The organism is Acaryochloris marina S15, from assembly GCF_018336915.1.
GTDB classification, from domain to species: Bacteria; Cyanobacteriota; Cyanobacteriia; order Thermosynechococcales; family Thermosynechococcaceae; genus Acaryochloris; species Acaryochloris marina_A.
In genome coordinates, this window is sequence record NZ_CP064923.1 from 1431314 (window position 1) to 1458167 (window position 26854).

Below are 26854 nucleotides of genomic sequence, written 5' to 3' on the forward strand. Positions count from 1 at the left end.
AAATAAGGTGTTTTTCCCCTATGAAACGCAAGGTCACAGGTAATGACAAAAACGGGTAAGCTGATCGTCCTGACCGGACCCAGTGGTGTTGGCAAAGGCACCCTACTACAGCGGCTCTTGCAAGCCTGCCCAGACTTATATCTTGCGGTTTCAGCCACGACCCGTTCCCCCCGAGAGGGAGAAGTAGATGGCAAGCATTATTATTTTTTGACCAAAGATCAATTTCAAACCCGAATTGATCAAAATCAGCTCTTGGAATGGGCCGAATATGCGGGAAATTTCTACGGAACGTTACGGGAACCCGTAATGCGGGAAATTGCCCAGGGGCAGAAAGTTATTTTAGAAATTGAATTAGTTGGGGCTCGTCAAATCCGAGAGAAGGTTGCTGAGGCCTGTCAGATCTTTGTTAGTCCCCCCTCTGTGGCCGATTTAGAAGCTCGCATTCGAGGGCGAGGCCAAGATTCGGAGGCCGCCATTACCCGTCGTTTAGACCAAGCCAAAATCGAACTGGCCGCAGCCGATGAATTTGATTTTCAGCTGGTCAACGATGACCTAGACTCAGCGTTGCAAACCCTTAAATCTAAGGTGTTGTCGTTATGATGCTTCGCCGTCTAGTGGCCGTATTGCTATTGCTGCTGAGTCTGAATATATTTCCCCTGCCAGCCCAGGCTGAAACCCATCTCTACCAGGAGAAACCAGGGCAAGTGACGTTGCGATCGCAACAGAGTCTCCAAGACCAGGCCCAACGCAGTTGGCAAACCATCCTCTTTAAGCGCTATATCGACAACCAGCTCGAAGGAATATTCTTGCGTCTCGTGGGATTTCCTGGGCAAGTTGAAGTGGCTCCTGAGCAACCCTTGCAATTTAGCATCGCCGACCAATTTCGTTGGCAGTCTCAACCCGCCATGGATGGGACCACATTGATGCTTCCAGATAACGTCGGTCAGTACGACGTCCAGCCCCTGCTTGAAAATCTAGATAACGATACTCGCCTCGTCTTAGAAATTCCTCTAGTGAGTGGTGTACCTGCCAACCTTGTCGCCCCTCCTGCAGTAATTCATGAATGGCGAGAAGTGACTCAGTTTTCTCCTCACAGCTAAATTGAGCCCCCTAGAAGACTGAGAGGCCATGATTCAAGCAAGCCTCTAAGCCTGAAAATCTTATGCTGTTTTGAATTCAAGGATTCCTAGCTTGATTTCAATCCCTCTATTTTTCAGGATTATTCTTAGTCAACTACATTAAGAACTGTTTCTCGGTCGGGAAACCGGGCATTATCCGAATTCGGTTATGGCATGATCTCATTTGTAACCACATACCGACCTTTCATAACAGGAGTTTCACCATGTCTTTGCGACTAGGGGACACCGTACCTAACTTTACTCAAGATTCCACTGCTGGCACAATTGACTTTTTTGAATGGGCTGGCGATAGCTGGGTTGTTCTCTTCTCGCATCCTGCGGACTACACCCCCGTTTGTACCACTGAGCTTGGGTCTGTATCTAAACTCAAGCCTGAGTTCGACAAGCGCAACGTCAAAACCATTGCCCTGAGCGTCGACGATGCTCAATCCCACAAAGGCTGGATTGGCGATATCAACGAAACCCAAAATACAACGGTTGATTACCCCATCTTGGCGGATGCGGACAAGAAAGTGTCGGATCTCTACGACATGATTCATCCCAACGCCAATGCCAAAGTCACCGTCCGCACGGTATTTATCATTGACAACCATAACAAGCTCAGAGCCTCCATTACCTACCCCCCCAGCACAGGTCGGAATTTTAATGAGATCTTGCGGGTCATTGACTCACTCCAACTAACCGATGACTATCAAGTGGCCACTCCCGTAGATTGGAAAGATGGTGACGATGTCGTCGTTGCTCCCACCATTCCCACGGAAGAAGCCAAAAAGAAGTTCCCCAAGGGAGTCACTGAAATCAAGCCTTATTTGCGGATGACCCCTCAGCCCAACAAATAAGCCTTTCGTGATTAAGACTGCGATTTCCAGCCCCCGTTAGGGGGTTTTTTAATGTCCTGGGAATGGAGCACGGCCATCTTGTTGTTCTGTTCTAGGGATCAGGCATCCGTTGAGTCCTTCAGAGGCATGATGCCCCGTCTTGAATCTCAGGAACAAAGGGTCTAGGAAATTTCAACCGTTTCCACAGAAATGCCCCATAGGCTTGCCGCCGGCGTTCAAGCTGCTCGGCCACCGCGCCTGGACGACAGAGGGGCTGCAAAAAACAATCTGGGAGTTGGGCCACAGTATTTTGGATCACTTCTCTAGAAAGCTTTGCTGTCAATGCTGAGTCCCATTGATGGAGTGCAGTGGCCTTTTCCCAAAACAGATGACGATCCATGGCGTAATTTAACCGACGGGGAACGTCTTCGGTGACATTTGACCAGTTGTACTGAAAGGGAAGAGCGGCTCCATGATCAATCACCCACAGCTGATTTTGGCCAACCATCAGGTTGGGATTGGACGGGGTACGGTCTCGATTCATGACCAAGGCATCCAACCACATGACCTGACAAGCCAAATCCTGATCAACGCCATCGACTTCTCTAGGGCGAATATCTCTAGCCCTATCTAGATATTGAAAGCCCAAATTTAGGCCATGACTGGCCCCTAAAAGATCTAAAAACTCATCTTCATGGATGTTGTTATGGGTAGCAGCATCAATTGAAATCAGGACTTGACTGGGAACCCATAGCCCTATCGCTTCAGCCAATGCCGCCACCACTATCTCTGATACCAAGGCTGCGGTACCTTGGGCCGCCCCTCGCAGCTTGGTCAAGAAGTATCCGGCCTCCGTCTCCACCACTATTGGCCGAGAACTGCCACATCTGGGAGCCGACATAATCCGAATGGCCCGATAAGTTGGGAGTTGCACAATGATGCCCCAAAGCGTGAGGTTGCTTCTCTAGCATTGCATCTCACTCGGTGATCTGCGGCGAAGTTAACGACCGATTGAGAACTGTATCAAAAAAGACTGTTCACCAGAATAGGGTTAACAATGGTGATGTAAGTTTTGCGACTCAATGCAGGTCTGTCATGTCTCAGATGAGGACAATCACCGCATTAATCAGGCCCCATCAGTGTGATGAGGTCAAAATGGCCCTTGTCCAACTGGGAATTGTCGATATTACCCTGTCGGATGTTAAAGGGTTTGGTAGGCAGAAGGGATTACTGCAACAGTATCGAGGCTCAGATACCGAGATTCGGTTTCAGAGGAAACTAAAAGTAGAAGTCAAGGTTGACCAAGAGATGGTCGCGGCTGTCGTTGAAAAGATAGCCTTAGCGGCTCGAACAGGCCAAGTCGGAGATGGCAAGATATTTGTTTCCCCTCTACTGAAGGTGGTTCAGGTTCGTACGGGGGAAGAGCGGATTGAATTGGCATAAATATAGTTTGGGCTATTACTTCCGCTTTCTCCCATTGTCCTGCCTGGAGTGCCGTTGATGTTGCGGGTTGGTTTTACCCCTATAGCATTGCGAATGGAGCAGACACCATCCCCTTTAATTTAAGTGGGCATCCTGCTGTAGTGATTCCAGTTGGGCAAACCCAGAAGAGCTTACCCATTGGTTTACAAATAGTCGGTAAACGATGGCGAGAGATGAAACTTTTTGCGATCGCAAAAGAAATTGACCAAATGGTTGGCGCTTTTCAAAGCCCCAAAGGCTATTGAGAAGTCCCGAAGGTTTAACTGAGCCAGCAAACATTGCCCGTTCTAGATATGTGTTTGTAGAGTCTATGAACTCCTTGTTGTTTAGAACAAGACAAGAGCTTAGTTTTACCGAGAAGAGCATCAGAAAAAATTTGGCTCTCTGGGAATTAGCGTGGTAGCCGCTAGATATAGTATTTAGGTCAAGGCAAAAGTCTGATACCCATTGAGGTCAAGCGAAATTCTTTGGAAGAGCCTTTCAATATCGAAAATACCGTAGCATCGTCTTTTTAGGACCTTAACTCGGTTGTTAAATCCTTCGACAAAGCCACTGGTCCATCCCTCCAGAAAATAGTTGGTCATCTCATCCATCCAATTGTTGACAGTGGTCAGGAAACTCTCAAAATCCTTGATGTCACTTTTGAGGACTCGTTTACACCAAGCCCGGATGGCACATTTAGCTCCGTTTTTGGTGTACCTACCCTCAAATATCTGTGTCAATTCCTCTCGGAGTTTGTAGGCCTGCTTCATCTCAGGAGAATAAGCAAACACTCGCTCAAGCAACTGTTGTTCTGACTCCTGGAGATTCTCAGGCCGTTTTCGAAAGGCCCACATCGCACCTTTGATACTGTCATAGTCTTGCTTAGGGAGTTCTTGGCGTAGACGTTTGACCTCCCGTTTACGAACTGTATCGGCACCATTACGATAGGCTTTGGCCACATGAAAGCGGTCAATGACAATTTTTGTTTGAGGGAGTTGTTCACGGACTGCACTGACAAATCCTTGATACATATCAGTACAAACCCGCTCAATGGTTTGGCGTAAATGAAGGGGAATCGATTGAAGAAAATTTGCAACGGTCTGTTGTTTGCGGTCGGCCAGAACTGCCAATATGTCTACTCCGCCTGTGGTAGGAATCGTGATCAAAACTACAAAATCACGGTGGCCTCTTTTCAGAGAAATCTCATCAATCCCGATGACTTGGAGGTCTAAATATTCGCTCCAGTCAACTTGACAGGCAATCCAGCGATCAATGGTGCCACTGACGACATCCTCACTAACGCCTAGTTTCCTAGCAACATCTGAGACCGTTGAGTTGATCAGGATACGCAGAAGCCAATGCTCATAAGCTTTGGTATTGGGACTACGAGGTTCATGCCATTCTAAGCGTTGAGTTGTTGTGGGATGGTCATCGCAATACCCGCATCGATAGCGCTTGGGCCGAATTTCTAAATACACTGGTACTTCGAACAATGGCAAGTGACGAATTCGAAGAGCCTGATCATGGCAGTGAAGGTCAGTAATCTCATGTCCACATTTGTGGCAGGTTGTTCCTTGCAGAGTACTGTCAATTTTGATCAGCCAATCCCCTCGCTCCGTCTTCGATAGCTCTAAAACTCGAACATCGGGAAGGTTGAGCGGGATGCGAATTGAGTTATCCATTGCGCCATTGCTCTGAAGTACTACCCTAGATCATTTCATAGGGATGAAAAAGGGAACACACTATATGTAGGGCTTCATCACGTTAATTCCAGGAGAGCCAAAAATTTGGGTCATGAACAAGTTTATTGCCAGTCCCATAAGGGGGGAGAACACCCTATTCTTCCCGAAAGCCAGGGAGTTACATAGAGAAAATTCAGCTGATTTTATGAGTTTGGATCAGGCATCAGTCATGCATACTGACACCATAGATACTGGAGGTATGACTCACCTTCCTCACCCAACCGCTTCACCCAACCATTTTTCAGGTCTTGCCCCTATCCTGAACGTCAGTAATATTCCTAGGAGTATTGATTTCTACGTTAATCTCCTTGGCTTCCAGCAAGATTGGGCTTGGGGAGACCCACCTACATTTGCCTCAGTTTCTAGGGATGATGTCTGCATCTTTCTATGCCAAGGTGCACAAGGTCAATCTGGTATGTGGCTATCCATTTTTGTCCATGATGTCGATGCACTATACGCAATGTATAAAGATAAGGATGTCAACATTCGATAAGCACCGACCAATTTTGCTTGGGGGATGAGAGAGATGAATATCGAAGACCCTGATGGACATCGTTTACGCATTGGGACTGCCACTGATGCACCAAGCGATGGCATCCCTTTATGTGAAAGTTGATGATTAGGCAATGGTTTGCGCAGTTTTCAATCCATAAAAGTTTAGATCGGGGTAGGATTCATTCCCCGTTTGCAAATCTTGTAACCCAATAGACCAGAACATTCGGTATGATTCTGGGAACAGAGTAGAGCGGCTGAACCGAAATAAGCCAGCTATACTCCTAATATATGGATCTTTACGATTGTTGTTTATCATTCCACATTTGAATTCATGGTCTACGGAACATCCTCTGCTCGGGCTGAAATGAGTGAACTGCGGCGTCTGCGAACGCTCCTGCCACCTGAGCTGCAAAGCTGGGTTACCGTAGAAGCGACAACCGCCACCAACGCCTCCCTAATTACCTGTGAAGAACTAGGTCAAGATGAGGTGGAAATCCAAATTGACCTGCTGAAGTGGGAGCAATATGCCAAGGACCAGCGCAACCTCCTGTTTTGGCATCAAGTGGCTCGGGTTCAGAACGACACCATTCCCCGGGATGGCTGGGAAATGGCAGCCCTAGCTATTGGTTTAGGCGGTGCAGTCGGTGAGCTATGGGTTCAAGATGGATTACTGCTGATGTTGGCCTTGGGCCTATGTGGCGTATCGGGATGGCGACTGTATCAGCGCAATAACTCCCAAAAAAGTGTTGATGATCTAACAGCTGCGGATCAAAAAGCGATCGCCCTCGCGACTCGCTTTGGCTACACCCTCCCCAATGCCTATAAAAGCTTAGGCAGTGCCTTAAAAATCTTGATTGATCAATCTCCTAGCCGTCGTAACCGTAAGCGATATGAAACCCGCCTGCAGGCATTGAAAGATAGTGCTGCAGAAGCTAAAGCTAGAAGCCAATCTATGCGCGCAGAGCAGCGCAACCGGATGCCGGACATGAACTACCCTTCCTGAGCAGCATCAGGCGAGGCAGTGAAACATTCCTGCAGCTGAATCCGATCCAAGCGGGGATTTACAGACGCCACTTTGACATCCAGACGGTCCCCCAAAACAACAGGGTGATCCAAGCGCATCACTAATTCCAGTCCTAAATCTTCTAGCAGAATCAGGGCCAGGTTCTCATGCTCACGCAACCACCGCAATACCATTGCTGGCCAGACCGTCTGGCCATGCTGCCGTAAATACTCCAAACTCCAGTAGCGATTGGTTTGCCGTTCTAGAAGAGTTGCCTCTTGGGCCGCCGTGGTCACGCTTGGAATCAGCGTTGTTAAGTCAGTTTTGCTGAAGGGCAAATCCTCCTCTCTGAGGTGAGCCTTAATTTGGAAATGAGCTACTAAATCCGCATAGCGACGGATGGGGGACGTGACTTGGCAATAACAATCCAGCCCCAAGCTGGCATGGCGAGCGGGACTAATACTGACTTCACTGCGAGGCATGCAGCTACGGATAGCGCAATAGCGGACAAACCCTGGTGCGAGCTGTAAAAGTTCTTCTTCGGGGGGCAGTTCGGGCTGAGGTTGGTGACGGAAGGGCAGCGGCAAGTCATTATCTTGACCATACCGGGCTGCAACCTCCCCCGTCAGAATCATCATTTCAGCCACCAGGTTGCGGGCAGAAGAATCGTATAAGACCTGGATATCAACCTTTTCTCCCTCTACTTTGATAGAGGATTCTGGCATCTGGATGCTGATAGCTCCTTGGGATTTTCGCCAGACTTGGCGTTGTTTTGCCCATTGGGCCAAAGCCAACAGTTCAGACTCTGCCTCTACCCCAAGTTCCAACATCTCATCCACATCGGCATAGGTAAGACGATAGGTGGGCTGGACCTGGCTACAGCGAATCTCATAGGACTCAATCGCCCCTTCCGCCGAAAGGATGACGCCAAAGCTCAGGGCACAGCAGATCTGCCCCTGAACTAAACTCATGGGTCCCGTAGAAAGCTCCGTCGGGAACATGGGAATCATGCCCGTGGGCAGGTAAACCGTTGTGCCTCGGCGTTGGGCCTCCCGGTCCAAGTCATCTCCCAATGTGATCCAACGGCTGGGATCGGCAATATGGACCCAGACCCGCTGCTTACCGTCTGGCAAAACTTCTAAACTAAGGCCATCATCTATCTCAGACGTGCTTTCATCATCAATGGTATAGACTTTCAAACTGGTCAAGTCGTGACGTTCAGCATGTAAGTCTGGTGGCGGCATTTTCAGTAATTGATCAACGGCAGCGACAACAGACGACGAAAACTGGAGTGGGGTTTTGCTGCGATATAGATGTAAGTTTTGGTGGGGATCCCAGATCTTCACATCCACTAACAACTGAAAAGCCGCATCTGGCGAGGTCGCTCGCTTCAACGTTGACAAGATTTCAGTGGCAGTCGCACGAGTGGTGGCTTCATCTCCTAAAGCCGCAAATTTTTCTAAAGCTTGGAGATAGGTGCGCTCGTATCCTTCCCACTCTAAGGTATTACCCGCGATCGCCTGCTCTAGTTTTTGATAAAAAGCTTGTTGTTCTTGCTGACGCTTGGCTTGCTGCTCAAGCTGATGCTGAAGTTCTGCGACTTGGCTAGCTGAGCGAGGTTCAAAGCGGTCCCCTTTTTGCTTAAAGTAGATTCGGTCATCGGTCAGCAAGCAATGGGCCGCATAACAGAGCGGTGGACTTTGATCTGAAAACAATAGCTGGGCCAAATCAGCTGGTGAGGCTGACTGGGAATCTTCAAGCAAAATCTCCCAAGCCACCTCTAAGCTGCTTGGGTCAATATAAGACTCGGCCTCTGTCTGAAATTCAGTAATTTCAGAAGGCATACAGGTTTTCCCCGCAACCACAAAGGTAAATTGTCGAGGATGAAGCGTATGGGATTGTCCAGATTGATCGACAACAACCCAATTCTTCTTACCTTCGGGTCGATCAACTACGCCCAATTGAAAGGGACGTTGCCCTTCGGCACAATCGCCCCGCCTTTTAAATTCAATTAATGTTCCTTTCTCCACCCAATTGGCTCATCCAATCTCAGTAGTTATGACAAGTATGAACTAGCCCATAGCAGGGGTAGTTCAAGAAGCCTGTACCTACCATCTAACCTTCGCGGTTGATGAAAGGAAGCAATGCAACGACTCGAGCCTGCTTGATGGCACGGGTCAAATCTCGCTGTTGGCGAGCAGTGAGGCCAGTAATCCGTCGAGGCAAAATCTTGCCGCGTTCTGTGATAAAGCGACGGAGTAGATCAACATCCTTGTAATCAATCGGATCACCTGGCTTGATCGGAGAAACACGGCGACGATAGTAAGGCATAAGGTCTTGATGAACGTTTAATAGGTGGACAACTACTTGATTTCTTTGTGGTTCGTATGCTTATTGCAATGGGTACAGAATTTCTTCAGTTCCAGACGAGACGTGGTATTTCGTCTATTTTTTGTGGTTGTGTACCGGGATACCCCTGGTGATCGCTTATTGGAGTTGGACCGACATTCGGTACATTCCAATGTGACGATGATCCGAACACCTTTTGCCATGTGTTTTTACCGCATCAAAATTTCTAATTGGACACAAACGATAATTATCTCATGATTGATCGAAAATCAGCTACTTTTTTTTTACGTTTTTCAATACTGCAATTATCCCTCACCTATTTGATCTACAGGAGCTGACTGTCGAGACAACCGATGGTAAACCTTGACAAGATCTTCCGATTGGCCAACATTCCCCGGAAATAAAACCACCAGCATTTGAGGGAAATCATGATTCGGTGCAGTTTGCACGACACAACACCCAGGCAAAACTTGGCCCAATAGTCTGACAGAAGACAAGTTTAGACCGCGAGCCAAAATAACATTCGAGGTCATTCCTCCTTTGCTCACTAAGTACCCTAGATGAGTGGGCAGTTGTTGCACAATATCTGCTAACAAACTAGTAACCCGGACACTAAACCGGAGTCGCTCTAGCAAATCTGAAAAGTCTAGAGGTTGGCGACTCGTATAAATCACGGGTGTATTGTGTCGGTGCAGCATGGCATCAACTTTCTCCAAAACCTGGGCTTTGATCAGGTTGCTATCCACTTCGCTATTTTGGAGGGGAGTGAGATTAATTTCGATTCCCGCGACTTGAGGCAAGGCTAATAAGGCCGTGAGTTGAGTCGTCGTTCTCTGGACGTAGGAGCCGACGATAAAAACCCCTGGATAAGCACTTTGAACCGTTTGCCCCATTGTTTCTGCTGGAATGGGTTGGGGAGGTAGATTTCCAAATGCGGTCAGTAGGCTGGCTGCACTGCGAAATAAAAACCGTTTTCCCTGAGCAGAAGCCAATAGGGTTCGTTGAGCAAAACGATCGAGATCGGCTTGAACGGCTGCATCTACAACTGCATATTGGTTGTCTTGCAATCCCATTAATCGCTCTAAGCTGGTTGCTTCAGGTTCATTCGTTGGAAAATAGGAGACTTGGGAGGCAGAAACTCGCCCCTCTGTTTTCTCGGCGATATAGTCTGCAAGAAAACTATGGCAATAGCCAAAAACGGGATCTTGGGCAAATTCAGTTTCGTGAACCGGAACAAGCTGATCTTGAGTTTGGATATAGTGAATACCGTTTTGGGTGATTCTGCCCCCTTCTAGGAAGGCCGGAACCAGGAACTGAGCATCAAAGGGGCCAAGTTCTTCCGTGATCACATCCGTCTCTAAAGGGTAATGACCCCGTAAGGTTGAGTCTGAACGGCTAACGATTAAATAGCGTGTGAGACAGTCTTTGCTATCTGTCGCAGATTGGATTTGCGCCATTGCCATCTTTAAATTGCGGCACACTTCCCGAGTGACTTGGGCTGCTTCTTCAGCCGATCGAGCACGGGTATTGGTCAAGATAAACAAAAGTGGCGACGCGTCTAATAACCCCTGGCAGAGAGTTTCTACATCCCACTGCAGCAATAACAAGCAACTATGGACGGTTTGCGATCCAGTTGGATCATCATCCAACACCACAATTTTGGGAGAGTCAGCCATCCCTTCAGTCCTCTGCCATCAACCCCGTCGGATAGCCATCAATGCTGACCTGATTTTTCTGGGCTTGATATTCTTGCAGGCCAGCCTTTCCTTTTTGAGTCGCCCAATTGATCAACTGGTCTCGATCGCCTTGGTATTCGTAAAGAGGAACACCAAACCCACAGGAAGTTTGGACAGATTCGATATGCAGCACGACAATCTGCCGGGTTCCGGGTAGAAGATCGAACGGTTTTATCCGGTCAGACCAGGTGCGATCCCACGGACGAATCACCTCTCCTTGCCCGTACAAACGCAGAATTAATGGATCCCCGACAAAGCTACAAAACATAATGGTTAACCGCCCATTCTCAGCCACATGGGCACTCGTCTCATTGCCACTACCCGTCAAATCTAGATAAGCAACTTCAGTTGCTCCCAGACATCTGAACGTATTCATGCCCTTAGGAGATAAATTGACACGGCCCTGAGACGGAGCCGATGCCGCGAAAAATATTTGTTGCTTTTGAATAAATGCTTGCAACGTTGGAGTTAGCTCAGAATAAAACTTGGCCATGACGCGGTTGAGGGAAACTTTGAAAATTCTTAGACAAAAATAGCCACATCAAATATAAAAAAAATATAAAAATCAAGCAAAATGAGTGAAGTTAAACGGCGATACGCTCTGTTTGAAGCAGGGTATAGCTTAGATAGCTCAGAATTAGCCATTTTTTGGGTACCAATCTGATTAACTGTCCCAAATGGGCTTGTGCAAATTTCCTATGTTCTCGATAATATTAGCTGGAAAGTATAAATACTTAGAGAAACAATATTATGTTCCGACTCAAATCCGCCTTAATCATAGGACTTTTAAGCGCTCTTTCCCTCACTGCTTGTAGTGAAGCAGGCGATGCCGTTAAGGATACTGCCGACAAAGCCAAAGAGACTGCTGCTGAAACCACTGAGAAGGTAACAGATACCGCAACTGAAACTGCAGAAAAAGCCAAAGATACCGTTTCAGATACCGTTAACAAAGGTGCAGACCTCGTTGCCCTCAAAGATAACGTTTCCACTATGAAGGACGGCGTTACCTCAACCCTAGACGCTGCAAAATCTGGAGATTTTGACACTGCAAAAACAGAATTTGCCAAAGTACAAGATGCTTGGCCTGCACTCAAAGACAGCATCAAGCCTGACTCTGCTCAATCCATTCAAGATGGTATTGAGAACGTCAAGACTAGCCTAGGTGAAGGCGAGCCCAATAAGGACAAAGTTGTTGGCGAACTGACCAACCTGCTGAAGTCTGTTACAGGCATCAAGCTAGGCTAGAGTTTCATTTTTTAAACTTGTAATCAATGCTAAGGGCTAGAAAACGTTTGTATTTTCTAGCCTTTCGTATATCTTCTCAAGAGATTGAACAGCCCAATCGTTGTTTGTCAGCAGCAGATTGGGCCATCATAGTTACTCAAAATCAGGACTAACCTGAAAGGCTGGATCGAGCAGTCGGACTTCATAGGCTTCATCAGGCGCAATGGTCCATAGAGTATCGGCAAAGGTAACGGATTGTCCTGGCGCGATGATACTGGGTTGGGGTTGAGCACTGCCCGTTTGCAACAAATTCCCCCTTCTATCCAGAATTTCATAGTTCACGGCTAAAACAGTCACTGGTCTATCATTTTCATTCGTGAGAATTCCAGATAAGTGAGAGGAGCCGTTGAGCTGAATGATGTAGTCTAAGCCAATATCTTCGACCTTAAGATTGCGAAGGATCTTGTTCAGCTTGACTTCTCGATTGGTACGGGCAGCATAATTGGACTGAACTGGTGATTTCGGCCTAGCACGCTCCGCCGCTTGGTTGAGATTGAGTAACTGCTGCCAATAGGATTGAAATTGCTGTTTTTGCTCCGCCGTCTCGCCAATAATGACTATATCTTGCTCAGCCTGGGCAACAGTGGGGAATACGAAGGGCAGCATTGTTAAACAACTCAACAGAACTTTCAGCAGGGTTGGAGAAGTGCGGTTTATCATTTCGCTCTCAGCCTTTTTATCACGAGTATTCAAGTCCCCTTTTCAACCCTAACGAACGGAAACTGGAATGAGTGTGATCAGTCATAAATCTTGCAGAGTAGCGTTTGCATGTCTCCAATGCTTGAAACAGTCCATACATCAGGCGTGGTAAGGGTTTTTAGATTGTTATCACCCCATCTGCTTCATGAGGATGAATGAATGGTCAACGCCTATGGGGCCTTTGAGCAAGGGGGAATCCTTCAACCCTACGAGTATGAACCTGGTCCGTTGGGAAGCCAACAGGTGGATATCCAAGTTACATATTGCGGCATCTGCCACAGCGACCTCAGCATGATCCAAAATGAGTGGGGGATGACCCAGTATCCCTTTGTGCCTGGCCATGAGATTGCTGTTAAAGTGCTGGGTTTTGCGGCTCGGCATACCCTTATGCCCCAGACTGAGGTATTTCCCTTTGCCCAAGTCAATGAAGCGCTAGATAAATTACGCGGTCAGCCCCCTCCCTATCGATTGGTCCTGAAGTGCTAAGTCCAAACAGCTCTGAATCCCCCCCAAAGATTCTGATTACCGGTGCCAGTGGCTTTCTGGGGTGGTATCTCTGTCAAGTTGCTCAAGCCAGCTGGCAGGTTTTTGGCACAGCTTATTCCCATACCATTCAAGTGCCAGGATGTTCCATGGTGACTGTCGATTTACGCAATTTTGCCGACCTCAAACAGGTTCTGCAGACGGTTCAACCATATGCGATTATTCACGCTGCAGCCCAAGGGCGTCCTCATGTTTGTCAAGCTGAGCCTGAAGCTACCTATGTCATCAATGTGAAAGCCTCTTGGCATTTAGCTGATTTGTGTGCGGAATATCGGATTCCACTACTATTTGTCTCAACCGATCTGGTTTTTGATGGGCAACATCCACCCTATAAGGAATCTGATGCTGTTTGCCCCCTTAATACTTACGGAGAGCAAAAGGTATTAGCAGAGCAGGGAATGTTGGAGCGCTATCCTTCAACCATCATTGCTCGTATGCCGCTCATGTTTGGTGTTGCATCCCATGCTTCCAGCTTTATTCAACCGATGATACAAAATCTAGAGACTGGCCAAGCTTTGCAATTGTTCGAGGATGAGTTTCGGACCCCTGTCAGCGGATTAGATGCAGCTCGTGGCATTCTGTTGGCCTTGGTCAAAGGTGAAGGATATATTCATTTAGGTGGAAAGGAACGTCTCTCCAGATATGAAATGGGGCAACAGCTAGCAAATTGCTTAGGATACTCTGAATCTCTATTGGCAGGCTGTTCCCAGCAAGATGTATCACTTTCTACGCCTCGACCTGCAGATGTTTCTTTAGACAGTTCCCTCGCTTATTCCCTGGGCTATAACCCTAAGTTATTCGGCCAATCACTGTGCCACATGCTGACACCACCTAGTCCTTAAAGGTAGGTAGGGCTGGTCTAGCTTCCCAACATAAAGGCAATCACAAATAAGCCATAGGTGAGTCCCAACTTAAAGGTATTCAATGCCTCTCCCCAGAGGGCTTTGCGAGCGTTGCCACGGTTTTGATGAAAGATCCAGCTCACTACTTCTGTAAATAACAAGACTAGGGCTGCAACGGTGATATCGAGGTAGGCTAACTGACCTGCGATCGCAGCAAAGGATACGCCGATATAAATTCCAAACAGCAGGGCAATCACCAGCACTGAAATTCGCCGCCAAGGGTTGCGCAGCTCCTGTTTCAGTTGCTGACCTAAACCAGAAACTAAGGTATTGAGACGGGTATTCTGCATCAGAAACGCTCCTAGCAGTTATAAATGGACCTGGGTTGAAATCCAGTTGAGATAGGACATCGAACCTGCCGTAACAGGCAAAGCAATGACTTCCGGCACATCATAGGTGTGCAATTCACGCACTTTAGCTTCTAAAGTCGTAAATTTATCCTGTTGAGTCTTGATCACCAACTGCCATTCTTGATCATGATGCACCTGTTTATCCCAGGTATAGATAGATGAGACGGGAAATAGACTGACACAGGCAGCTAGGTGATCACGCACGAGATGATTTGCGATCGCAACCGCTTCATCCTCGGAAGAGGTAGTCACCATCACCACAATAGCGTCTGTAGCCATGCTCGAAAATAACTTGTTAGGATTAACCACAGTGTATCGGCTATTCGCTCAAATCTGGCAGGGAAGCACTCTTGACATCGCAGTTATTGAATCTCACTAGCATTTAGTCCTTCTCAAATATCGTGCTCGGCTTCAGCATTAACCTTTATAGGTGTGTTGCTGAATTTTATGTTGCAGCCTCAATATCTATCGCACTTCACAAGGGGCATCCATGCAAATTATCTGGCTTCTTATCAAAGCGTCTTGGGTCAGTGCGACCTTAGCAATTCTGACTGGAATCATCAGCGGGATTTGTAGTGCACGACTGATTGCTTTGGTTAATTCTGCCATTAGCCAAAACTCTACCCAGTCACTGCTAATCTCCTTTGCCGGATTGTCTATTTTGGCCTTTGTGACCGGGAGCCTATCTCAGTTTCTACTGGTTGATCTGGCCCAAAATTCTGTCTATCAATTGCGCTTGCGTCTGAGTCAGCGAATTCTCACCTCTTCCCTACGGCAGTTAGAACAGTTAGGCCCCAGCCGACTGTTTGCGGTCTTAACCAAAGACGTACAGGCCATTTCTAATACCGTTTTTGTTATTCCATTCTTGTGTATTGACGTTGCGGTCGTAGGCGGATGCTTGATCTATCTGGGTTGGTTATCGATTTGGGTTTTTCTAATTGTGGTAGCCTTTATGGCCGTTGCGATTCCCTTGGTCCAGCTGTTGCTCAACTTCGCCTATCGCTATTTGAATCTGGCCCGCCAAGAAGATGATCAACTGTTTACCCATTTTCGTAGCATCACCGATGGCCTAAAAGAACTGAAGCTGCATTCTGTCCGAAGACAAACTTTTTTTACCGAAGATCTATCTGTCAGTGCGGCTAAATCGCGTCAATACCAAAAAAATGCCTTTAAGTTTGTGGCATTATCTAGTGGTGGCGGCCAGTTTCTATTCTTTCTGCTACTTGGGGTACTTCTGTTTGGCATCCCCGAGATCTTACCTTCAACCCAGACCATTTTACCCGCCTATATCCTCACCCTGTCTTATCTAATGGGGCCTTTGGGAAATATTATCCAGCGCTTGCCAAATCTAGCTAGTGCCAATGTCTCAATTCAAAAAGTCAACCAAATGGGATTGAAGCTGGCTAAAAATGCTGAGGTGGAAACGGTAGTTACAAAACCCACTCCCAAGGATTGGAACCAGTTGAAATTAGCAAAGGTTATCCATACCTATCAAGATCCAGCAGCAGAGCATCAATTTAGGGTTGGACCGATTGATCTGACGATCAATTCAGGAGAGTTAGTCTTTATTGTTGGGGGCAATGGTAGTGGCAAATCTACTTTGGCAAAGCTGATTACAGGTTTATACGTCCCGGAGTCAGGAGAGATCTGTTTGGATGCTGAGCCCATTGTATACACCAATCGTGAATGGTATCGGCAGCTTTTTTCGACGGTCTTTTCGGACTATTATCTATTTGAGCGATTAATCAGCGAGGAGTTCGCTACCCTAGATGAACAAGCTCGGGCCTATTTACACAAGCTGGAACTAGAGCAAAAAGTCTCCGTACAGGATGGACAGCTATCCACCACAGGACTCTCTCAAGGTCAGCGAAAACGGTTAGCCCTATTGTCTGCCTATCTAGAAAATCGATCCATATACCTATTTGATGAATGGGCGGCAGACCAAGACCCCATTTTTCGGGAGATCTTTTACACGCAACTGTTAGCTGAACTCAAGCAGCGAGGCAAAACTATAATCGTGATCAGCCATGACGACCATTTCTTCCATCTGGCCGATCGGATCATCAAGCTTGATTACGGTCGCATTGAATCTGATGCGTATCTGGCTAGTGAAGTCCAGCAGAAGCTATCGTAACGCGCCCAGGTAATACCCTGTTTGCTCAGGAAACCTCCTGAGATTTAATTTTCCCAAAAACTAGCCCACTAATGCAGGTTCACTGACTCGACCAGAGAGCACTGGAGCCGTATCGAATAAGTCAGAGCACAACACTTCGCAGGAGTTATTGGGACTTTCAATTAGCTTAATCCGATGGAGTTCCGCCCCAATATTGAGAATTGGCTCTCGCAGCAGCTGGGCAATATAAACAGCAATATTTTCAGCCGTGGGCACCACGTCAGCAAAGTGAGGAATGTCCTTATTCAAGAATGTATGGTCAAGGGGTTCTAACACCACATCATCCACCAGATTTTGGAGGGCCACTAAATCCACAATCATGCCCGTCCGTTCATCCACCTCACCTTTGACAGTTATTTCCAGATGATAGTTATGGCCATGACCATTGGGCCGAGCGCATTTGCCATAGATTTCACAGTTTTCTTCAAAACTCAATTCGGGGAGTGCCAATCGATGCGCAGCACTAAAATGACTTCCAACAGTTAAATAGGCTTCCATGCCAGCTCCTTCGTAGTCGGCCCAAAGTTTGGGATGTTCAAAAAGTTGAATGTTTACGATTGGCAAGTGGGGTTCTAACCGTTGCCAGATTACCCGCGCCAGATGCTCAGTCGTGGGCAGCGTTTCCTTAAACTCGGGCCATACCCCATTCAAATAGGAAAAATTGAGGGGGTCAGTGACCTCTCGCTTAATCACTTGTTTGACATCTGAGAGATTTAAGACCATTCCATATTGATCTAACTCGCCCCACATGGAAACGAATAGTTCATAGTTGTGGCCATGGCCAGGCGCTCGAGTACATAGCCCAAATTTCTCCTGATTTTCTGGTTCAGATAGCTCAGGTAACCAATACCGATGGCTGGCAGAAAACTCAGCTCGTCGGTGGATGACACATTTCATAACAGGGCAAACCGTAGCAACAGCCGCTCTTCATTGGAGATACGGCACTGACAACATTTCTTAATATTTTAACCTATAGTTCAGATTCCCTGGGCTAAGACTGAACCTCAGACTTTACAGGGATTTGAGCCAAGCCAAAGGCAAAGACATCAACTTGCGCCGACTTGGAACATAGGCCCGACGGGTAAACACATCGTATTGATTCTGCTCAATTACATCCAGAATTTGGCGATAGAGTACCAAAGCTGACCAGACAGGCCAGCGAGCATCCTTTTGTAGGGTGCTAATTCCCGACTCAGCCTGGGCAAAATACTGCCGGGCTCGACGGATTTGGAACTTCATAAAAGCTCGCCAGCGATCATCGACGACGCCATTGAACAAATCTGCTTCGGTGTAGTCAAAGGAAGCTAAATCTTCTAGGGGAAGGTAGATACGACCTCGGCGGGCATCTTCTCCCACGTCTCTCAGAATATTGGTGAGCTGATTAGCAATACCTAAATCAACGGCCTTGTTAATGGTATTGACTGGATTGTTGAGAATTCTGGGGGGACTCCAGGGAGCCTGCAAGCGATCGCAAAAGCATTCCACCCCCATAATCTCTGCCGACATTAGGCCAACCGTCCCGGCAACCCGGTAACAGTAGAGACGCAGATCTTCAAAAGTTTCGTAACGATCGCGCACTAAATCCATCCGCTGTCCGGCAATCATATCTCTGAACGGCTGGATATCTAGTCCATAGCGTTCTACGGTATCCACGAGGGCCACATCCGGGTCGTCCACAGGATGGCCTGCAAACACAGATTCAAGCTGTTCTTCCCACTTATCCAGCGTCTCAGAGGTAGTAAACGCCGCTTGGGGACCATCTACCAATTCATCCGTTAGCCGACACCAGACATAAATGGCCCAAACGCCTTGACGTTTTTCAGGCGACATCAGCTGGGTGCCAAGATAAAAAGTCTTGGCAAAATCGGCGGTAATTTGCCGACATTGCTCGTAGGAGTCTTCAAGAGACGCCAGTTTTTTTGTGGGTCTTGGAGTTTCAGGCAGTTGCAGCATTCGGAATTGACTGGGAAACTGGCTTGGACGTTACAGAAGCGTTATTTGAGGATGAAAGAGCTTTGGAGCTGTTGATAGCTTGTGCTGTCAGCTTACCAGAAAGCACCGCCCCCTCCATACTGCCTAGATATCGTTGCATGGTGTAACTTCCAGACAGAAAGAAGTTGGAGATAGGCGTTGTTTGCACCGGACGGAACTGTTGCCGGCCTGGAGTCGCCTTATAAACCGAGCGAGGCGTCTTCACCACTCGAGCTTTAAGCACCTTAGCCTGATCTGGAATCTCATCAGGGAAAAGTTTGGCCAATTCCCCTAAGGTAGCTTCAATAATATCTTCATCTGACCGACTGATCCAGTCCTCTGCCGGGGCCAGAACTAGCTCCAGCATTGACTTATCTGGATCGGAATATTCCCGACAAGCGTTACTCATATCCGCATAGACACTGAGCAACGGCGATCGCGAGAACAGTAAATGGTCAACATCGCTAAGCTTACGGTCAAACCATAGCTGAATACTGATTACAGGTACCCCTTCTAGTTCCTGGAGCTGTTGGAAATAGGGGGTGTCCTTCCAGTCGTCAGGCATCATCAGCTTCATAGCATCCACTGACATGGCTGAGACGTAGGCATCTGCAGTGATGGAGTACTCTTCTGTATCGGCAGACCCTTTCATCAAGAAATGGTTAACACTGCCATCTTCGTTGAGCACAATTTTTTTCAGGGGGGCATTCACGAGGACTTCGCCACCCCGTTCCGTCACATAGTCAACGATGGGCTGACAGAGCCGCTCTGGTGGAGCACCGTCCAAAAAGGCAATTTTAGACCCATAGCGCTCTTGTAAAAATCGGTTAAGAGCCGTTAGGGGAATAGTAGCTGAGACTTCATCTGGATTGATAAAGGTTAAAGCTTTAGATGCAGCAATAAAAATATCGGAATTGACTCGGTCATCAATCCCCTGCTTTTGCAGCCACTCCAACAAGGAGTACCGATCCATATCTTCAACGTATTTCTGACCCCGAACAATCGCAGGCAGCAATCCGATCGCAAACCGTATCTTCTGCTCCCAACTCAACATGTCGTTATTGCGGAGAATAGAAATAACCACGTTGATGGGGGAAGGTAGGTCTGGCACATCAAACCGTGACAGCACCCCCGGCTTTTCGGGCTGATTGAAAATCAAGGCATGCTTTTTCCACTGCAGCCGATCTTCAATATCCAGCTCCTTAAGCAACTGGAGCATGTTGGGATAAGCCCCAAAGAAAGCGTGCAGACCTGTTTCCACCCAGTCTCCGTCTTCATCTTTCCAGGCGGCCACTAAGCCCCCCAAGACAGAGGCTCGTTCTAAAACGATGGGAGTATGCCCTTGGTCAACTAAATATTTGGCACAGGAGAGACCAGCCAGACCTCCACCTGCGATCGCAACTCGCATGAATTGTTATGTCCCTAGGATTACAGCGTCTTTTCTGAACCACCGACCTGCCAAGTGGTGGTTTACAGCCCTAATTATACCTTTGCAAACTGTAACAATTCATGAAAACTAAAAAAAATATAAATTTTTCTGAAATGAACAGATGGAGTTAATGCGAAACACGTTCTATTTTGGCGATCTGCACAGCCCTTTGAGCCCAAACTCAACTAGCGATGCTGGCAAATCCTTCAAACCTCGTCACTACAAGATCTTGTTATATTTAAGAGCAAATTTAGCGTTTCACCCAGTCCCAATTAAATGAACCTTCTCTTTGTCCTGCTTGCTCTTTTTGCCCTGGTGGTAGTCGGTATTGCGGTTTACATTTTTACCGCCCGCAGCTATAACTCTGCCGACTCCGTTGCCACTTCCTACGATCAATGGACCGAAGATGGGATTTTAGAGTTTTATTGGGGCGAACATATTCATTTAGGCCATTACGGCTCCCCTCCCCATCGCAAGGATTTTTTGCAAGCCAAATATGACTTTGTCCATGAAATGGTGGCCTGGGGCGGTCTGGATAAGTCTCCCGTCGGGACAACTCTATTGGATGTGGGCTGTGGTTTTGGCGGCAGCAGTCGGGTTTTAGCCAAAGACTATGGCTTTTCCGTTACTGGTGTAACCATTAGTCCTAAACAGGTCGAACGGGCTGGAGAGCTAACGCCAGAAGGGGTAGATGCTCAGTTCAAAGTGGATGATGCCATGGCCTTATCCTATCCAGATGCCAGCTTCGACGTGGTTTGGTCTGTGGAAGCGGGGCCTCACATGCCGGACAAAGCGGTGTTTGCTAAAGAGCTTATGAGAGTGCTCAAGCCAGGTGGCATCTTGGTGCTAGCGGATTGGAACCAGCGAGACGATCGGCAAAAACCGCTGAATATCTGGGAGCGTCCGGTCATGCGTCAATTGCTGGATCAGTGGTCCCATCCTGCTTTTGCCAGCATAGAAGGCTTCTCTGAGGAACTAGCGGCAACGGGACTAGTCGACGGCAATGTGATCACTTCCGACTGGACGAAAGAGACGCTGCCTTCTTGGTTAGACTCCATTTGGCAGGGAGTGGCTCGACCAGCTGGCTTAGTTAAGTTCGGTTTTTCTGGCCTACTAAAATCTTTGCGGGAAGTCCCCACGATTTTATTGATGCGGTTGGCATTTGGAGCTGGGCTGTGCCGATTTGGTATGTTTCGGGCACAACGAGCAGATACTCCAGTAAAGCCCCACGCAGGCACTGTGAACGAGATTGCTCAGGTATAAAGTGATTTTGAGTTCGAACTATATTCTCAATGAATGGTTTCTATTATGTGGGTGAAGCAACACCTAAATTCTGATAGAAAGAGAATAAGCGTCTGAACACAACATTCTCGTCATACTCGGTTTCCACTCTTTGACGCCCCGCTAATCCATAGGCTGTTCTTAAATCTTGATCCGCCAATACTGTCCGTAGCGCTTTAGCCAAAGGGGTAGTGGTCTGTGACGGTACGATCAATCCTGTTTGACCTGGAAGCACTGCCTCTCGGCACCCCCGAATATCCGTAGTAACAACGGGTACACTCATGGCCATCGCTTCCAAAATAGAGCGCGGTAACCCTTCATGGGCAAATGTCGCAAGGACAAAAATATCCATGAGCCCTAGCATCTGCGGAATATCCGTTCGATCCCCAGTAAATGTGACATGGGATGTTAGGTTAAGCTGCTCAATTTTTTCAGTTAGCTGGTCGTAATAAGGTTCTGGATCGGATTTGAGTTCTCCTCCTACAATCAAAATGTGCAGGTGAGGAAATTCTTCAACTAACTGTGCTGCTGCTTCGATTAAATATCCACTGCCTTTGGTTCGGGTTAGTCGCCCAACCGTACCCACAATCAGTTTGGCAGAGGCCGGAATCCCCAACTCATCTCGCAAGCGAGATTGATGATCTGGATTTAATACACTTCGATTAAATCGTTCAATATCAACCCCATTACCGAGGTAGCCTAGTTTCGATTCCGGACATAATCTTTTCTGGGCTGCAGTCTCCAAGTCTTCATGATTTTGAGACAAAATGAGATCGGTGATTTTGGCACATCCATATTCAATCGCAAAATACATCTGAGATTGAAGGGGGGGAGTCAGTTGATGGAACGGAAGGCCGTGGGAGGTGTACACAATCGTGGGGACCCCTGCTAGCTTTGCCGCAATTCGTCCCAATACAGCAGCAATCGGGGTATGCACATGGACAAGATCGTAAGCCTGCGATCGCATCAACTGAACCAGATTCTGTATTGATTTAAAGTTTAAGACGGGCGAAATCTTACGATCTATTTGAATAGGATGAACCGTATACCCCTGGGCCTGTAGACGATCAACGGCACCATCGGGGGAGCAGGCAATATCAACCGTAAGGTGTTGCGATCGCAAATAATCAATTTGAGGTAACAACAGCGTTTCGGCAGTAGCACCCAAAGCACAAACGTGTAAAACTTTCATTTCTTCTTTGTTTACCACTCTTCTGACTCAAGTAGACTTTTAAAAAATGGGCAAAGAACTGATGCAAACAAAGATACAAAAAGCTAGCTCAGTACTATGGAGTTTTATTTTTTTATCAGCATACGTTAATGCTAGTACCAATAGAGCGATTGCTGCTGAAATAAGCGGCACACAATCTCGACAATACGAAAAAAGCAACGAAGACTTTCCCAATCCAGAAAGGGGTTTTTTTTTCCATATAATCCTTGGGGAACTCAACCTCGCCCTTCCCTTAAGTTAAGCGAGCTGCAAAAGTTAAGAACCCAAAACATAACCCTAGCTCGAAGAATCTATCTCATCTCAGAGTTTAGAACTCAACCCCTATCTAGGTCATTCATAAATAAGGTATCAGCGGATCTTTCAACAGCCCGGAAGTCCGGGATAAAGTTAATTATCAGGTTTGCCTACAATTGGCTAGGAGGTGGAGAAGACACCTCAGTAGAAAGAATAGTCTCTCATTTAGATCAGTTAGAACCATTACTGAAAGACAATTATGATGCTATTGCCTATCTAGAAGCAGGATTTATTGGATATTGGGGAGAATGGAATCGATCAACCAACGGATTACGAACTAACCCTAAAGCCAGAAGAAAAATATTAAAAAAATTATTGTCAGTTCTTCCCTCCGGACGAATGGTGGCCCTAAGATATTCCTATTACAAAGGCGATATTTTTAACCAGAAAAAACCGCTTACCCTTAGCGAAGCCTTCAATAGAAGCGATAGAGCCAGAACAGGAGCACATAATGATTGTTTTCTAGCTGGAATCGATGATTGGGGTACGTATAGCCACACCGATCTGAATATTATCAACAAACAGAAAGCCTTCTTACACTTGGACAACCGATATGTTGTACAGGGTGGTGAAGTCTGCAATCCCAGCCAGTATGATAACTGTCCAAACGCACAAAAAGAGCTAGCTTACATGCGCTGGAGTACATTAAATAGTTTCCCTTCTGATGGGAAAAGCATATTAGCAGACTGGGTAACTCAAGGCTGTATGGACAACATCAAGCATCGCCTCGGTTATCGGTTTAGGTTACTAAATGCAGAAATGTCTAACAAAATTGTATCTGGTGAACCGTTAGCTTTAAAATTTTCAATCATAAATGAGGGTTGGGCCACTGCCTATAACCCTCGAAAGCTAGAAATCGTTCTGCGCCACAAATCATCTGAACGGAACTATACTCTACTTACAAAAGAAAATCCTCAATATTGGTTGCCTGGGCAAAAAACTACTATCAATATCATTATCAATACCCCCAGTACTTTACCATCAGGAATATATGAAGTATTTTTGAATCTCCCAGATCCATCGAAGAAACTATCGCATCAGCCAGAGTATTCGATCAGACTGGCAAATGAAGATACTTGGGAAGAAAATACTGGGTTTAATTCACTAATAATGAATCTGCTAGTTAAGAGCAAGTAAATTACATTCAAAATTTTGAAAGACAAATATATTTAATCTCTGATTAACCTCAGAAATATTTAGGGAAGGTAGATGGAGCAAGGTAAACTACAGAAACTATTTTCTTCCTGCAGAAGAATAAGAAGTAACTCCATAAACAACCAAATCTTCAGTGCAACACTGACTGTAGTGATGCTAACAGTCGCTGTCAAAATAGCTTCTTTTTTAAAAGAGCTTGTTGTGGCTTGGCGCTTTGGAACAAGAGATGAGTTAGATGCCTTTTTAATCGCATTGGTCGTTCCGTCTCTCCTCAGCAATGTTGTAGCATCTTCTTTCAACTCTGCACTTATTCCTACCTATATCCAGCTTAGAGAAACCAAAGGTATATCTGCAGCAAATAAGCTTTTCTCAAATTTGATGGTCTGCGTTTTAATGATATTAAGCTTAATATCATTGTTGATGTTAGGTTTTGCTCATCTATATTTGCCATTTCTTGCTGCAGGCTTCGATGAGCAGAAAATAACTTTAACTTTTAGAATACTTTGCACCATTTCACCCATCATTCTTCTTGACGGAATCATTTGTAATTGGAGGGCAGTATTGAATGCAGAGGAAAATTTTACTGTAGCTGGTGTTGCACCAATATTTACACCTATTGTGACCATTATTCTCCTTCTTCAGGTCCATTCATGGGGTGTATATACTTTAGCGGTTGGATTATGTGTGGGAATGATCCTAGAAGTATTAGCAATAGGATTCATACTCAATCAAAAAGGAATTTCACTCATCCCTAAATGGCAGGGATGGGATGACAATCTAACTCATATTTTCAAGCAATATCTCCTTGTCTTGTCTGGAGCTGTTTTGCTCTGTAGTGCTATTCCCATCGATCAAGCTATGGCGGCAATGTTATCACCTGGGAGTGTAGCTTCTTTGAACTATGGGAATAAAGTAATTGCTGCTCCTATGGGTTTATTTACCAGTGGTTTAACAGCTTCAATCATACCGTACTGCTCAAAAATGTATGCCAATGGAGATTGGATTAAAATCAGGCAAGTATTCAAACAAAATCTAGGCTTAATTATACTCATTGGTACCTCTTTGACTATACTGACAATCACCTTCTCAGAACCAATTGTTCAACTTCTTTTTCAGAGAGGTTCATTTATAGAAAAAGACACTAAAATAGTTAGCCAAATACAATCTTTATACTCCTTGCAAATTCCATTTTATATAGGGAATTTATTTTTAATTCGTCTAGCCAGTTCAATCAAGCAAAACCATCTCCTTCTATGGGTTTCTGGACTTGATCTCATCATAAATATAATACTGAACTATATCTTTGTTAGAATATTTGGTATCAAAGGAATAGCACTTTCTACTAGCATCGTTTATATATTTTCTTTCTTTTTTCTGTTATTTAGAATCAACGGATATACGAATCAAGAAACCAATAAGTTAAAAATTAAAAATGAATAAATTCTTTTGGAATTATATTAAGATGCTAGAAATATATATTCAGACTCAAATAGTATCTAACTAAAATCAAATAGTATTTATTTCTCAATATAGTATATAGAAATCTGAAATCAATCGTGAGCTATAGAGAGGCTGAAATCTTTACCAGTATCCATTTAGGTTGAATATAATTCTCACAACTCACGTCAGATCGCTATACAAAATAAATATTCAATCAATATAACCCATATAATTCTTACTAAAGGATCATGAAACACACTGCTTTTTTTCTACCAACTCTTCATGGCGGAGGTGCTGAAAAAGTAGTTCTTGCCCTAACTAATGGCTTTATTGAAAGAGGTATCTCGGTTGATTTAATACTAATCAATATAGAAGGTGAATATCTAAATCAGATAAATCCTGAAGTTAACGTTATCGATTTAAAACAAACAAGGGCTTTAAATGCTGTGATCCCCTTAGTTAAGTATTTACAAGAGTTTAAGCCATCTGTACTCATCTCTCATATGAGTCGGGCCAATCTTGCGGCTATCATAGCCAAAACATGTGCAAGGGTAGATACTTCTCTAATATTAGTGGAGCATAATACTCTATCAGCCACTCAATCAAAATTATTCCGGGCTAAGTTATTTCCATTCTTCATGAAACTGCTGTACCCCAAAGCCGAAAAAATTATTGGTGTTTCTCAAGCAGCATCAAGAGACTTAGAAAAATCATTAAGCTTAAAGGCAGGAAGCATTACAACAATATATAACCCAGTTGTGGATAATGCTTTAGGTCTGAAGGCAAAGCAATCCTTAAAACATCAATGGTTGGCACCTGGCTCACCCCCCGTATTTTTAACTGTCGGAAGATTAACTGAACAAAAAGATTTTTATACTGCCATCAATGCATTTGCAATGGTCCGAAAAAAAATTCCCTCCCGGCTCATAATTTTAGGAGAAGGGGAACTGAGACCGCAAATTGAAGAACTTATTTACACGCTCGATATTGCACAGGATGTGCACATGGTGGGTTTTGTACAAAATCCATATGCTTATATGAGTCAAGCAGCAGCGTTTATCTTATCTTCTCGATGGGAAGGATTGGGTAACGTTCTCATTGAAGCGATGGCATGTGGCACTCCAGTTATTGCTACCGATTGTCCCCATGGACCAAAAGAAATCTTAGAGGATGGAAAATATGGCCCATTAGTTCCTGTTGGCGATGCGAATGCACTCGCTAACGCCATGCAGAAAATTTTGGAAACCCCCATTGACCGTGAACGTCTTATTGAGAGAGCTAATTACTTTTCAGTGCAAAGTGCTATCACTCAATATTTATCAGTCATTGGTATTAACTAACTAGTAAAACTATCAA

The 26854-nt window shown here is 45.8% G+C and carries 28 protein-coding genes and 1 pseudogene; 15 read left to right on the plus strand and 14 right to left on the minus strand.

Annotation, left to right across the window (positions count from 1 at the left end; translation table 11 throughout):
• Positions 1-42 precede the first annotated feature (42 nt).
• The 3 genes from gmk to I1H34_RS07355 all read left to right on the plus strand — a co-directional run bounded on the left by gmk (position 43) and on the right by I1H34_RS07355 (position 1978).
• Positions 43-600 carry a guanylate kinase gene (gene gmk, locus I1H34_RS07345; protein ID WP_212665026.1) on the plus strand — a complete coding sequence of 186 codons (558 nt, stop codon included), beginning with the start codon at positions 43-45 and terminating at the stop codon, positions 598-600.
• Positions 597-1100: a DUF3122 domain-containing protein gene (locus I1H34_RS07350; RefSeq protein WP_212665027.1), complete on the plus strand. Its 504-nt coding sequence runs from the start codon at positions 597-599 to the stop codon at positions 1098-1100. The genes gmk and I1H34_RS07350 overlap by 4 nt, the downstream gene beginning before the upstream one ends.
• A gap of 242 nt (positions 1101-1342) precedes the next feature.
• A complete protein-coding gene (locus I1H34_RS07355; RefSeq protein ID WP_212665028.1) occupies positions 1343-1978 on the plus strand; it encodes a peroxiredoxin in 636 nt (211 codons plus the stop codon).
• Between the two features lie 118 nt (positions 1979-2096).
• Here I1H34_RS07355 and I1H34_RS07360 read toward each other — a convergent pair whose 3' ends face one another.
• The gene (locus tag I1H34_RS07360) at positions 2097-2891 is read right to left on the minus strand and encodes a HipA family kinase (RefSeq protein WP_212665029.1); all 795 of its coding nucleotides are present in this window, start codon (positions 2889-2891) and stop codon (positions 2097-2099) included.
• Between the two features lie 170 nt (positions 2892-3061).
• Here I1H34_RS07360 and I1H34_RS07365 point away from each other — a divergent pair, with 170 nt between their 5' ends.
• Together I1H34_RS07365 and I1H34_RS32065 are read left to right on the plus strand one after the other, a co-directional pair.
• A complete protein-coding gene (locus tag I1H34_RS07365; RefSeq protein WP_212666180.1) occupies positions 3062-3400 on the plus strand; it encodes a P-II family nitrogen regulator in 339 nt (112 codons plus the stop codon).
• 140 nt (positions 3401-3540) lie between these two features.
• Complete coding sequence (locus I1H34_RS32065) at positions 3541-3684, plus strand: amidase family protein (RefSeq protein ID WP_249369893.1); 144 nt, start codon at positions 3541-3543, stop codon at positions 3682-3684.
• Between the two features lie 174 nt (positions 3685-3858).
• Here the strand turns inward: I1H34_RS32065 and I1H34_RS07375 are convergent, their stop codons facing one another.
• Complete coding sequence (locus I1H34_RS07375) at positions 3859-5103, minus strand: ISL3 family transposase (RefSeq protein WP_212665030.1); 1245 nt, start codon at positions 5101-5103, stop codon at positions 3859-3861.
• A gap of 112 nt (positions 5104-5215) precedes the next feature.
• Between I1H34_RS07375 and I1H34_RS07380 the strand changes: the two genes are divergently transcribed.
• Both I1H34_RS07380 and I1H34_RS07385 read left to right on the plus strand, forming a co-directional pair.
• Positions 5216-5656 (plus strand): VOC family protein, encoded by a 441-nt coding sequence (locus I1H34_RS07380; RefSeq protein WP_249369895.1) that lies wholly within the window; start codon positions 5216-5218, stop codon positions 5654-5656.
• 333 nt (positions 5657-5989) lie between these two features.
• Positions 5990-6661, plus strand: coding sequence for a DUF3318 domain-containing protein (locus tag I1H34_RS07385; RefSeq protein ID WP_212665031.1), 672 nt, complete (start codon positions 5990-5992; stop codon positions 6659-6661).
• Here I1H34_RS07385 and I1H34_RS07390 read toward each other — a convergent pair.
• The 5 genes from I1H34_RS07390 to I1H34_RS07410 form a co-directional block, all read right to left on the minus strand.
• Complete coding sequence (locus I1H34_RS07390) at positions 6649-8691, minus strand: ribonuclease R family protein (RefSeq protein WP_212665032.1); 2043 nt, start codon at positions 8689-8691, stop codon at positions 6649-6651. The genes I1H34_RS07385 and I1H34_RS07390 overlap by 13 nt on opposite strands.
• 85 nt (positions 8692-8776) lie before the next feature.
• Complete coding sequence (rpsR, locus tag I1H34_RS07395; protein WP_212665033.1) at positions 8777-8992, minus strand: 30S ribosomal protein S18; 216 nt, start codon at positions 8990-8992, stop codon at positions 8777-8779.
• A 32-nt stretch (positions 8993-9024) separates the two neighbouring features.
• Positions 9025-9213, minus strand: a complete 189-nt coding sequence (gene rpmG, locus I1H34_RS07400; RefSeq protein WP_010480755.1) for a 50S ribosomal protein L33 — start codon at positions 9211-9213, stop codon at positions 9025-9027.
• Between the two features lie 102 nt (positions 9214-9315).
• The gene (locus I1H34_RS07405; RefSeq protein WP_212665034.1) at positions 9316-10686 is read right to left on the minus strand and encodes a four-carbon acid sugar kinase family protein; all 1371 of its coding nucleotides are present in this window, start codon (positions 10684-10686) and stop codon (positions 9316-9318) included.
• Positions 10687-10690: 4 nt separating this feature from the next.
• Positions 10691-11239 carry a pyridoxamine 5'-phosphate oxidase family protein gene (locus I1H34_RS07410; protein ID WP_212665035.1) on the minus strand — a complete coding sequence of 183 codons (549 nt, stop codon included), beginning with the start codon at positions 11237-11239 and terminating at the stop codon, positions 10691-10693.
• Between the two features lie 257 nt (positions 11240-11496).
• Between I1H34_RS07410 and I1H34_RS07415 the strand changes: the two genes are divergently transcribed.
• Positions 11497-11991 carry a hypothetical protein gene (locus tag I1H34_RS07415; RefSeq protein WP_212665036.1) on the plus strand — a complete coding sequence of 165 codons (495 nt, stop codon included), beginning with the start codon at positions 11497-11499 and terminating at the stop codon, positions 11989-11991.
• A gap of 132 nt (positions 11992-12123) precedes the next feature.
• On the opposite strand, the gene I1H34_RS07420 is transcribed toward I1H34_RS07415, so the two are convergent.
• Positions 12124-12636 (minus strand): FxLYD domain-containing protein, encoded by a 513-nt coding sequence (locus I1H34_RS07420; RefSeq protein WP_235107715.1) that lies wholly within the window; start codon positions 12634-12636, stop codon positions 12124-12126.
• A gap of 252 nt (positions 12637-12888) precedes the next feature.
• Between I1H34_RS07420 and I1H34_RS32925 the strand changes: the two are divergent.
• A pseudogene (locus tag I1H34_RS32925) lies at positions 12889-13077 on the plus strand (alcohol dehydrogenase catalytic domain-containing protein); the annotation flags it as partial.
• A gap of 131 nt (positions 13078-13208) precedes the next feature.
• Complete coding sequence (locus I1H34_RS07430; RefSeq protein ID WP_212665038.1) at positions 13209-14114, plus strand: SDR family oxidoreductase; 906 nt, start codon at positions 13209-13211, stop codon at positions 14112-14114.
• A 17-nt stretch (positions 14115-14131) separates the two neighbouring features.
• Here the strand turns inward: I1H34_RS07430 and I1H34_RS07435 are convergent, their stop codons facing one another.
• Complete coding sequence (locus I1H34_RS07435) at positions 14132-14464, minus strand: DUF565 domain-containing protein (RefSeq protein ID WP_212665039.1); 333 nt, start codon at positions 14462-14464, stop codon at positions 14132-14134.
• Between the two features lie 18 nt (positions 14465-14482).
• Positions 14483-14803: a divalent-cation tolerance protein CutA gene (gene cutA / locus I1H34_RS07440; RefSeq protein ID WP_212665040.1), complete on the minus strand. Its 321-nt coding sequence runs from the start codon at positions 14801-14803 to the stop codon at positions 14483-14485.
• A 211-nt stretch (positions 14804-15014) separates the two neighbouring features.
• On the opposite strand from cutA, the gene I1H34_RS07445 reads away from it, so the two are divergent.
• Positions 15015-16658 carry a cyclic peptide export ABC transporter gene (locus I1H34_RS07445; protein WP_212665041.1) on the plus strand — a complete coding sequence of 548 codons (1644 nt, stop codon included), beginning with the start codon at positions 15015-15017 and terminating at the stop codon, positions 16656-16658.
• A gap of 60 nt (positions 16659-16718) precedes the next feature.
• Here the strand turns inward: I1H34_RS07445 and I1H34_RS07450 are convergent, their stop codons facing one another.
• From I1H34_RS07450 to pds, 3 genes are all read right to left on the minus strand, one after another.
• Entirely contained in the window at positions 16719-17594 is an 876-nt protein-coding gene (locus I1H34_RS07450; protein WP_212665042.1) for a 6-carboxytetrahydropterin synthase, read from the minus strand.
• Between the two features lie 114 nt (positions 17595-17708).
• Entirely contained in the window at positions 17709-18650 is a 942-nt protein-coding gene (locus I1H34_RS07455; protein WP_212665043.1) for a phytoene synthase, read from the minus strand.
• Positions 18634-20076 carry a 15-cis-phytoene desaturase gene (pds, locus tag I1H34_RS07460; protein WP_212665044.1) on the minus strand — a complete coding sequence of 481 codons (1443 nt, stop codon included), beginning with the start codon at positions 20074-20076 and terminating at the stop codon, positions 18634-18636. Before pds ends, I1H34_RS07455 begins: the two co-directional genes overlap by 17 nt.
• A 297-nt stretch (positions 20077-20373) precedes the next feature.
• Here pds and I1H34_RS07465 point away from each other — a divergent pair, with 297 nt between their 5' ends.
• Positions 20374-21360, plus strand: a complete 987-nt coding sequence (locus I1H34_RS07465; RefSeq protein ID WP_212665045.1) for a methyltransferase domain-containing protein — start codon at positions 20374-20376, stop codon at positions 21358-21360.
• A gap of 43 nt (positions 21361-21403) precedes the next feature.
• Here I1H34_RS07465 and I1H34_RS07470 read toward each other — a convergent pair whose 3' ends face one another.
• The gene (locus tag I1H34_RS07470) at positions 21404-22570 is read right to left on the minus strand and encodes a glycosyltransferase family 4 protein (protein WP_212665046.1); all 1167 of its coding nucleotides are present in this window, start codon (positions 22568-22570) and stop codon (positions 21404-21406) included.
• A gap of 183 nt (positions 22571-22753) precedes the next feature.
• On the opposite strand from I1H34_RS07470, the gene I1H34_RS32070 reads away from it, so the two are divergent.
• The 3 genes from I1H34_RS32070 (at position 22754) to I1H34_RS07485 (ending at position 26838) form a co-directional block, all read left to right on the plus strand.
• Positions 22754-24040, plus strand: a complete 1287-nt coding sequence (locus I1H34_RS32070) for a DUF4832 domain-containing protein (protein WP_249370137.1) — start codon at positions 22754-22756, stop codon at positions 24038-24040.
• A gap of 72 nt (positions 24041-24112) precedes the next feature.
• Positions 24113-25498, plus strand: a complete 1386-nt coding sequence (murJ, locus tag I1H34_RS07480) for a murein biosynthesis integral membrane protein MurJ (protein WP_212665048.1) — start codon at positions 24113-24115, stop codon at positions 25496-25498.
• A gap of 248 nt (positions 25499-25746) precedes the next feature.
• Positions 25747-26838: a glycosyltransferase gene (locus tag I1H34_RS07485; RefSeq protein WP_212665049.1), complete on the plus strand. Its 1092-nt coding sequence runs from the start codon at positions 25747-25749 to the stop codon at positions 26836-26838.
• The last annotated feature ends 16 nt before the right edge of the window (positions 26839-26854 follow it).

Coding starts and splice junctions, on each gene's coding strand:
- I1H34_RS07450 (WP_212665042.1), bottom strand. CDS start 17,594: ATGAAATGTGTCATCCACCGACGAGCTGAGTTTTCTGCCAGCCATCGG.
- I1H34_RS07415 (WP_212665036.1), top strand. CDS start 11,497: ATGTTCCGACTCAAATCCGCCTTAATCATAGGACTTTTAAGCGCTCTT.
- I1H34_RS07365 (WP_212666180.1), top strand. CDS start 3,062: ATGAGGACAATCACCGCATTAATCAGGCCCCATCAGTGTGATGAGGTC.
- gmk (WP_212665026.1), top strand. CDS start 43: ATGACAAAAACGGGTAAGCTGATCGTCCTGACCGGACCCAGTGGTGTT.
- I1H34_RS07385 (WP_212665031.1), top strand. CDS start 5,990: ATGGTCTACGGAACATCCTCTGCTCGGGCTGAAATGAGTGAACTGCGG.
- pds (WP_212665044.1), bottom strand. CDS start 20,076: ATGCGAGTTGCGATCGCAGGTGGAGGTCTGGCTGGTCTCTCCTGTGCC.
- I1H34_RS07355 (WP_212665028.1), top strand. CDS start 1,343: ATGTCTTTGCGACTAGGGGACACCGTACCTAACTTTACTCAAGATTCC.
- I1H34_RS07455 (WP_212665043.1), bottom strand. CDS start 18,650: ATGCTGCAACTGCCTGAAACTCCAAGACCCACAAAAAAACTGGCGTCT.
- I1H34_RS07350 (WP_212665027.1), top strand. CDS start 597: ATGATGCTTCGCCGTCTAGTGGCCGTATTGCTATTGCTGCTGAGTCTG.
- I1H34_RS07435 (WP_212665039.1), bottom strand. CDS start 14,464: ATGCAGAATACCCGTCTCAATACCTTAGTTTCTGGTTTAGGTCAGCAA.
- I1H34_RS07485 (WP_212665049.1), top strand. CDS start 25,747: ATGAAACACACTGCTTTTTTTCTACCAACTCTTCATGGCGGAGGTGCT.
- I1H34_RS07445 (WP_212665041.1), top strand. CDS start 15,015: ATGCAAATTATCTGGCTTCTTATCAAAGCGTCTTGGGTCAGTGCGACC.
- I1H34_RS07405 (WP_212665034.1), bottom strand. CDS start 10,686: ATGGCTGACTCTCCCAAAATTGTGGTGTTGGATGATGATCCAACTGGA.
- murJ (WP_212665048.1), top strand. CDS start 24,113: ATGGAGCAAGGTAAACTACAGAAACTATTTTCTTCCTGCAGAAGAATA.
- I1H34_RS07420 (WP_235107715.1), bottom strand. CDS start 12,636: ATGCTGCCCTTCGTATTCCCCACTGTTGCCCAGGCTGAGCAAGATATA.
- I1H34_RS07465 (WP_212665045.1), top strand. CDS start 20,374: ATGAACCTTCTCTTTGTCCTGCTTGCTCTTTTTGCCCTGGTGGTAGTC.
- I1H34_RS07375 (WP_212665030.1), bottom strand. CDS start 5,103: ATGGATAACTCAATTCGCATCCCGCTCAACCTTCCCGATGTTCGAGTT.
- I1H34_RS07380 (WP_249369895.1), top strand. CDS start 5,216: ATGAACAAGTTTATTGCCAGTCCCATAAGGGGGGAGAACACCCTATTC.
- rpsR (WP_212665033.1), bottom strand. CDS start 8,992: ATGCCTTACTATCGTCGCCGTGTTTCTCCGATCAAGCCAGGTGATCCG.
- cutA (WP_212665040.1), bottom strand. CDS start 14,803: ATGGCTACAGACGCTATTGTGGTGATGGTGACTACCTCTTCCGAGGAT.
- I1H34_RS07410 (WP_212665035.1), bottom strand. CDS start 11,239: ATGGCCAAGTTTTATTCTGAGCTAACTCCAACGTTGCAAGCATTTATT.
- rpmG (WP_010480755.1), bottom strand. CDS start 9,213: ATGGCAAAAGGTGTTCGGATCATCGTCACATTGGAATGTACCGAATGT.
- I1H34_RS07470 (WP_212665046.1), bottom strand. CDS start 22,570: ATGAAAGTTTTACACGTTTGTGCTTTGGGTGCTACTGCCGAAACGCTG.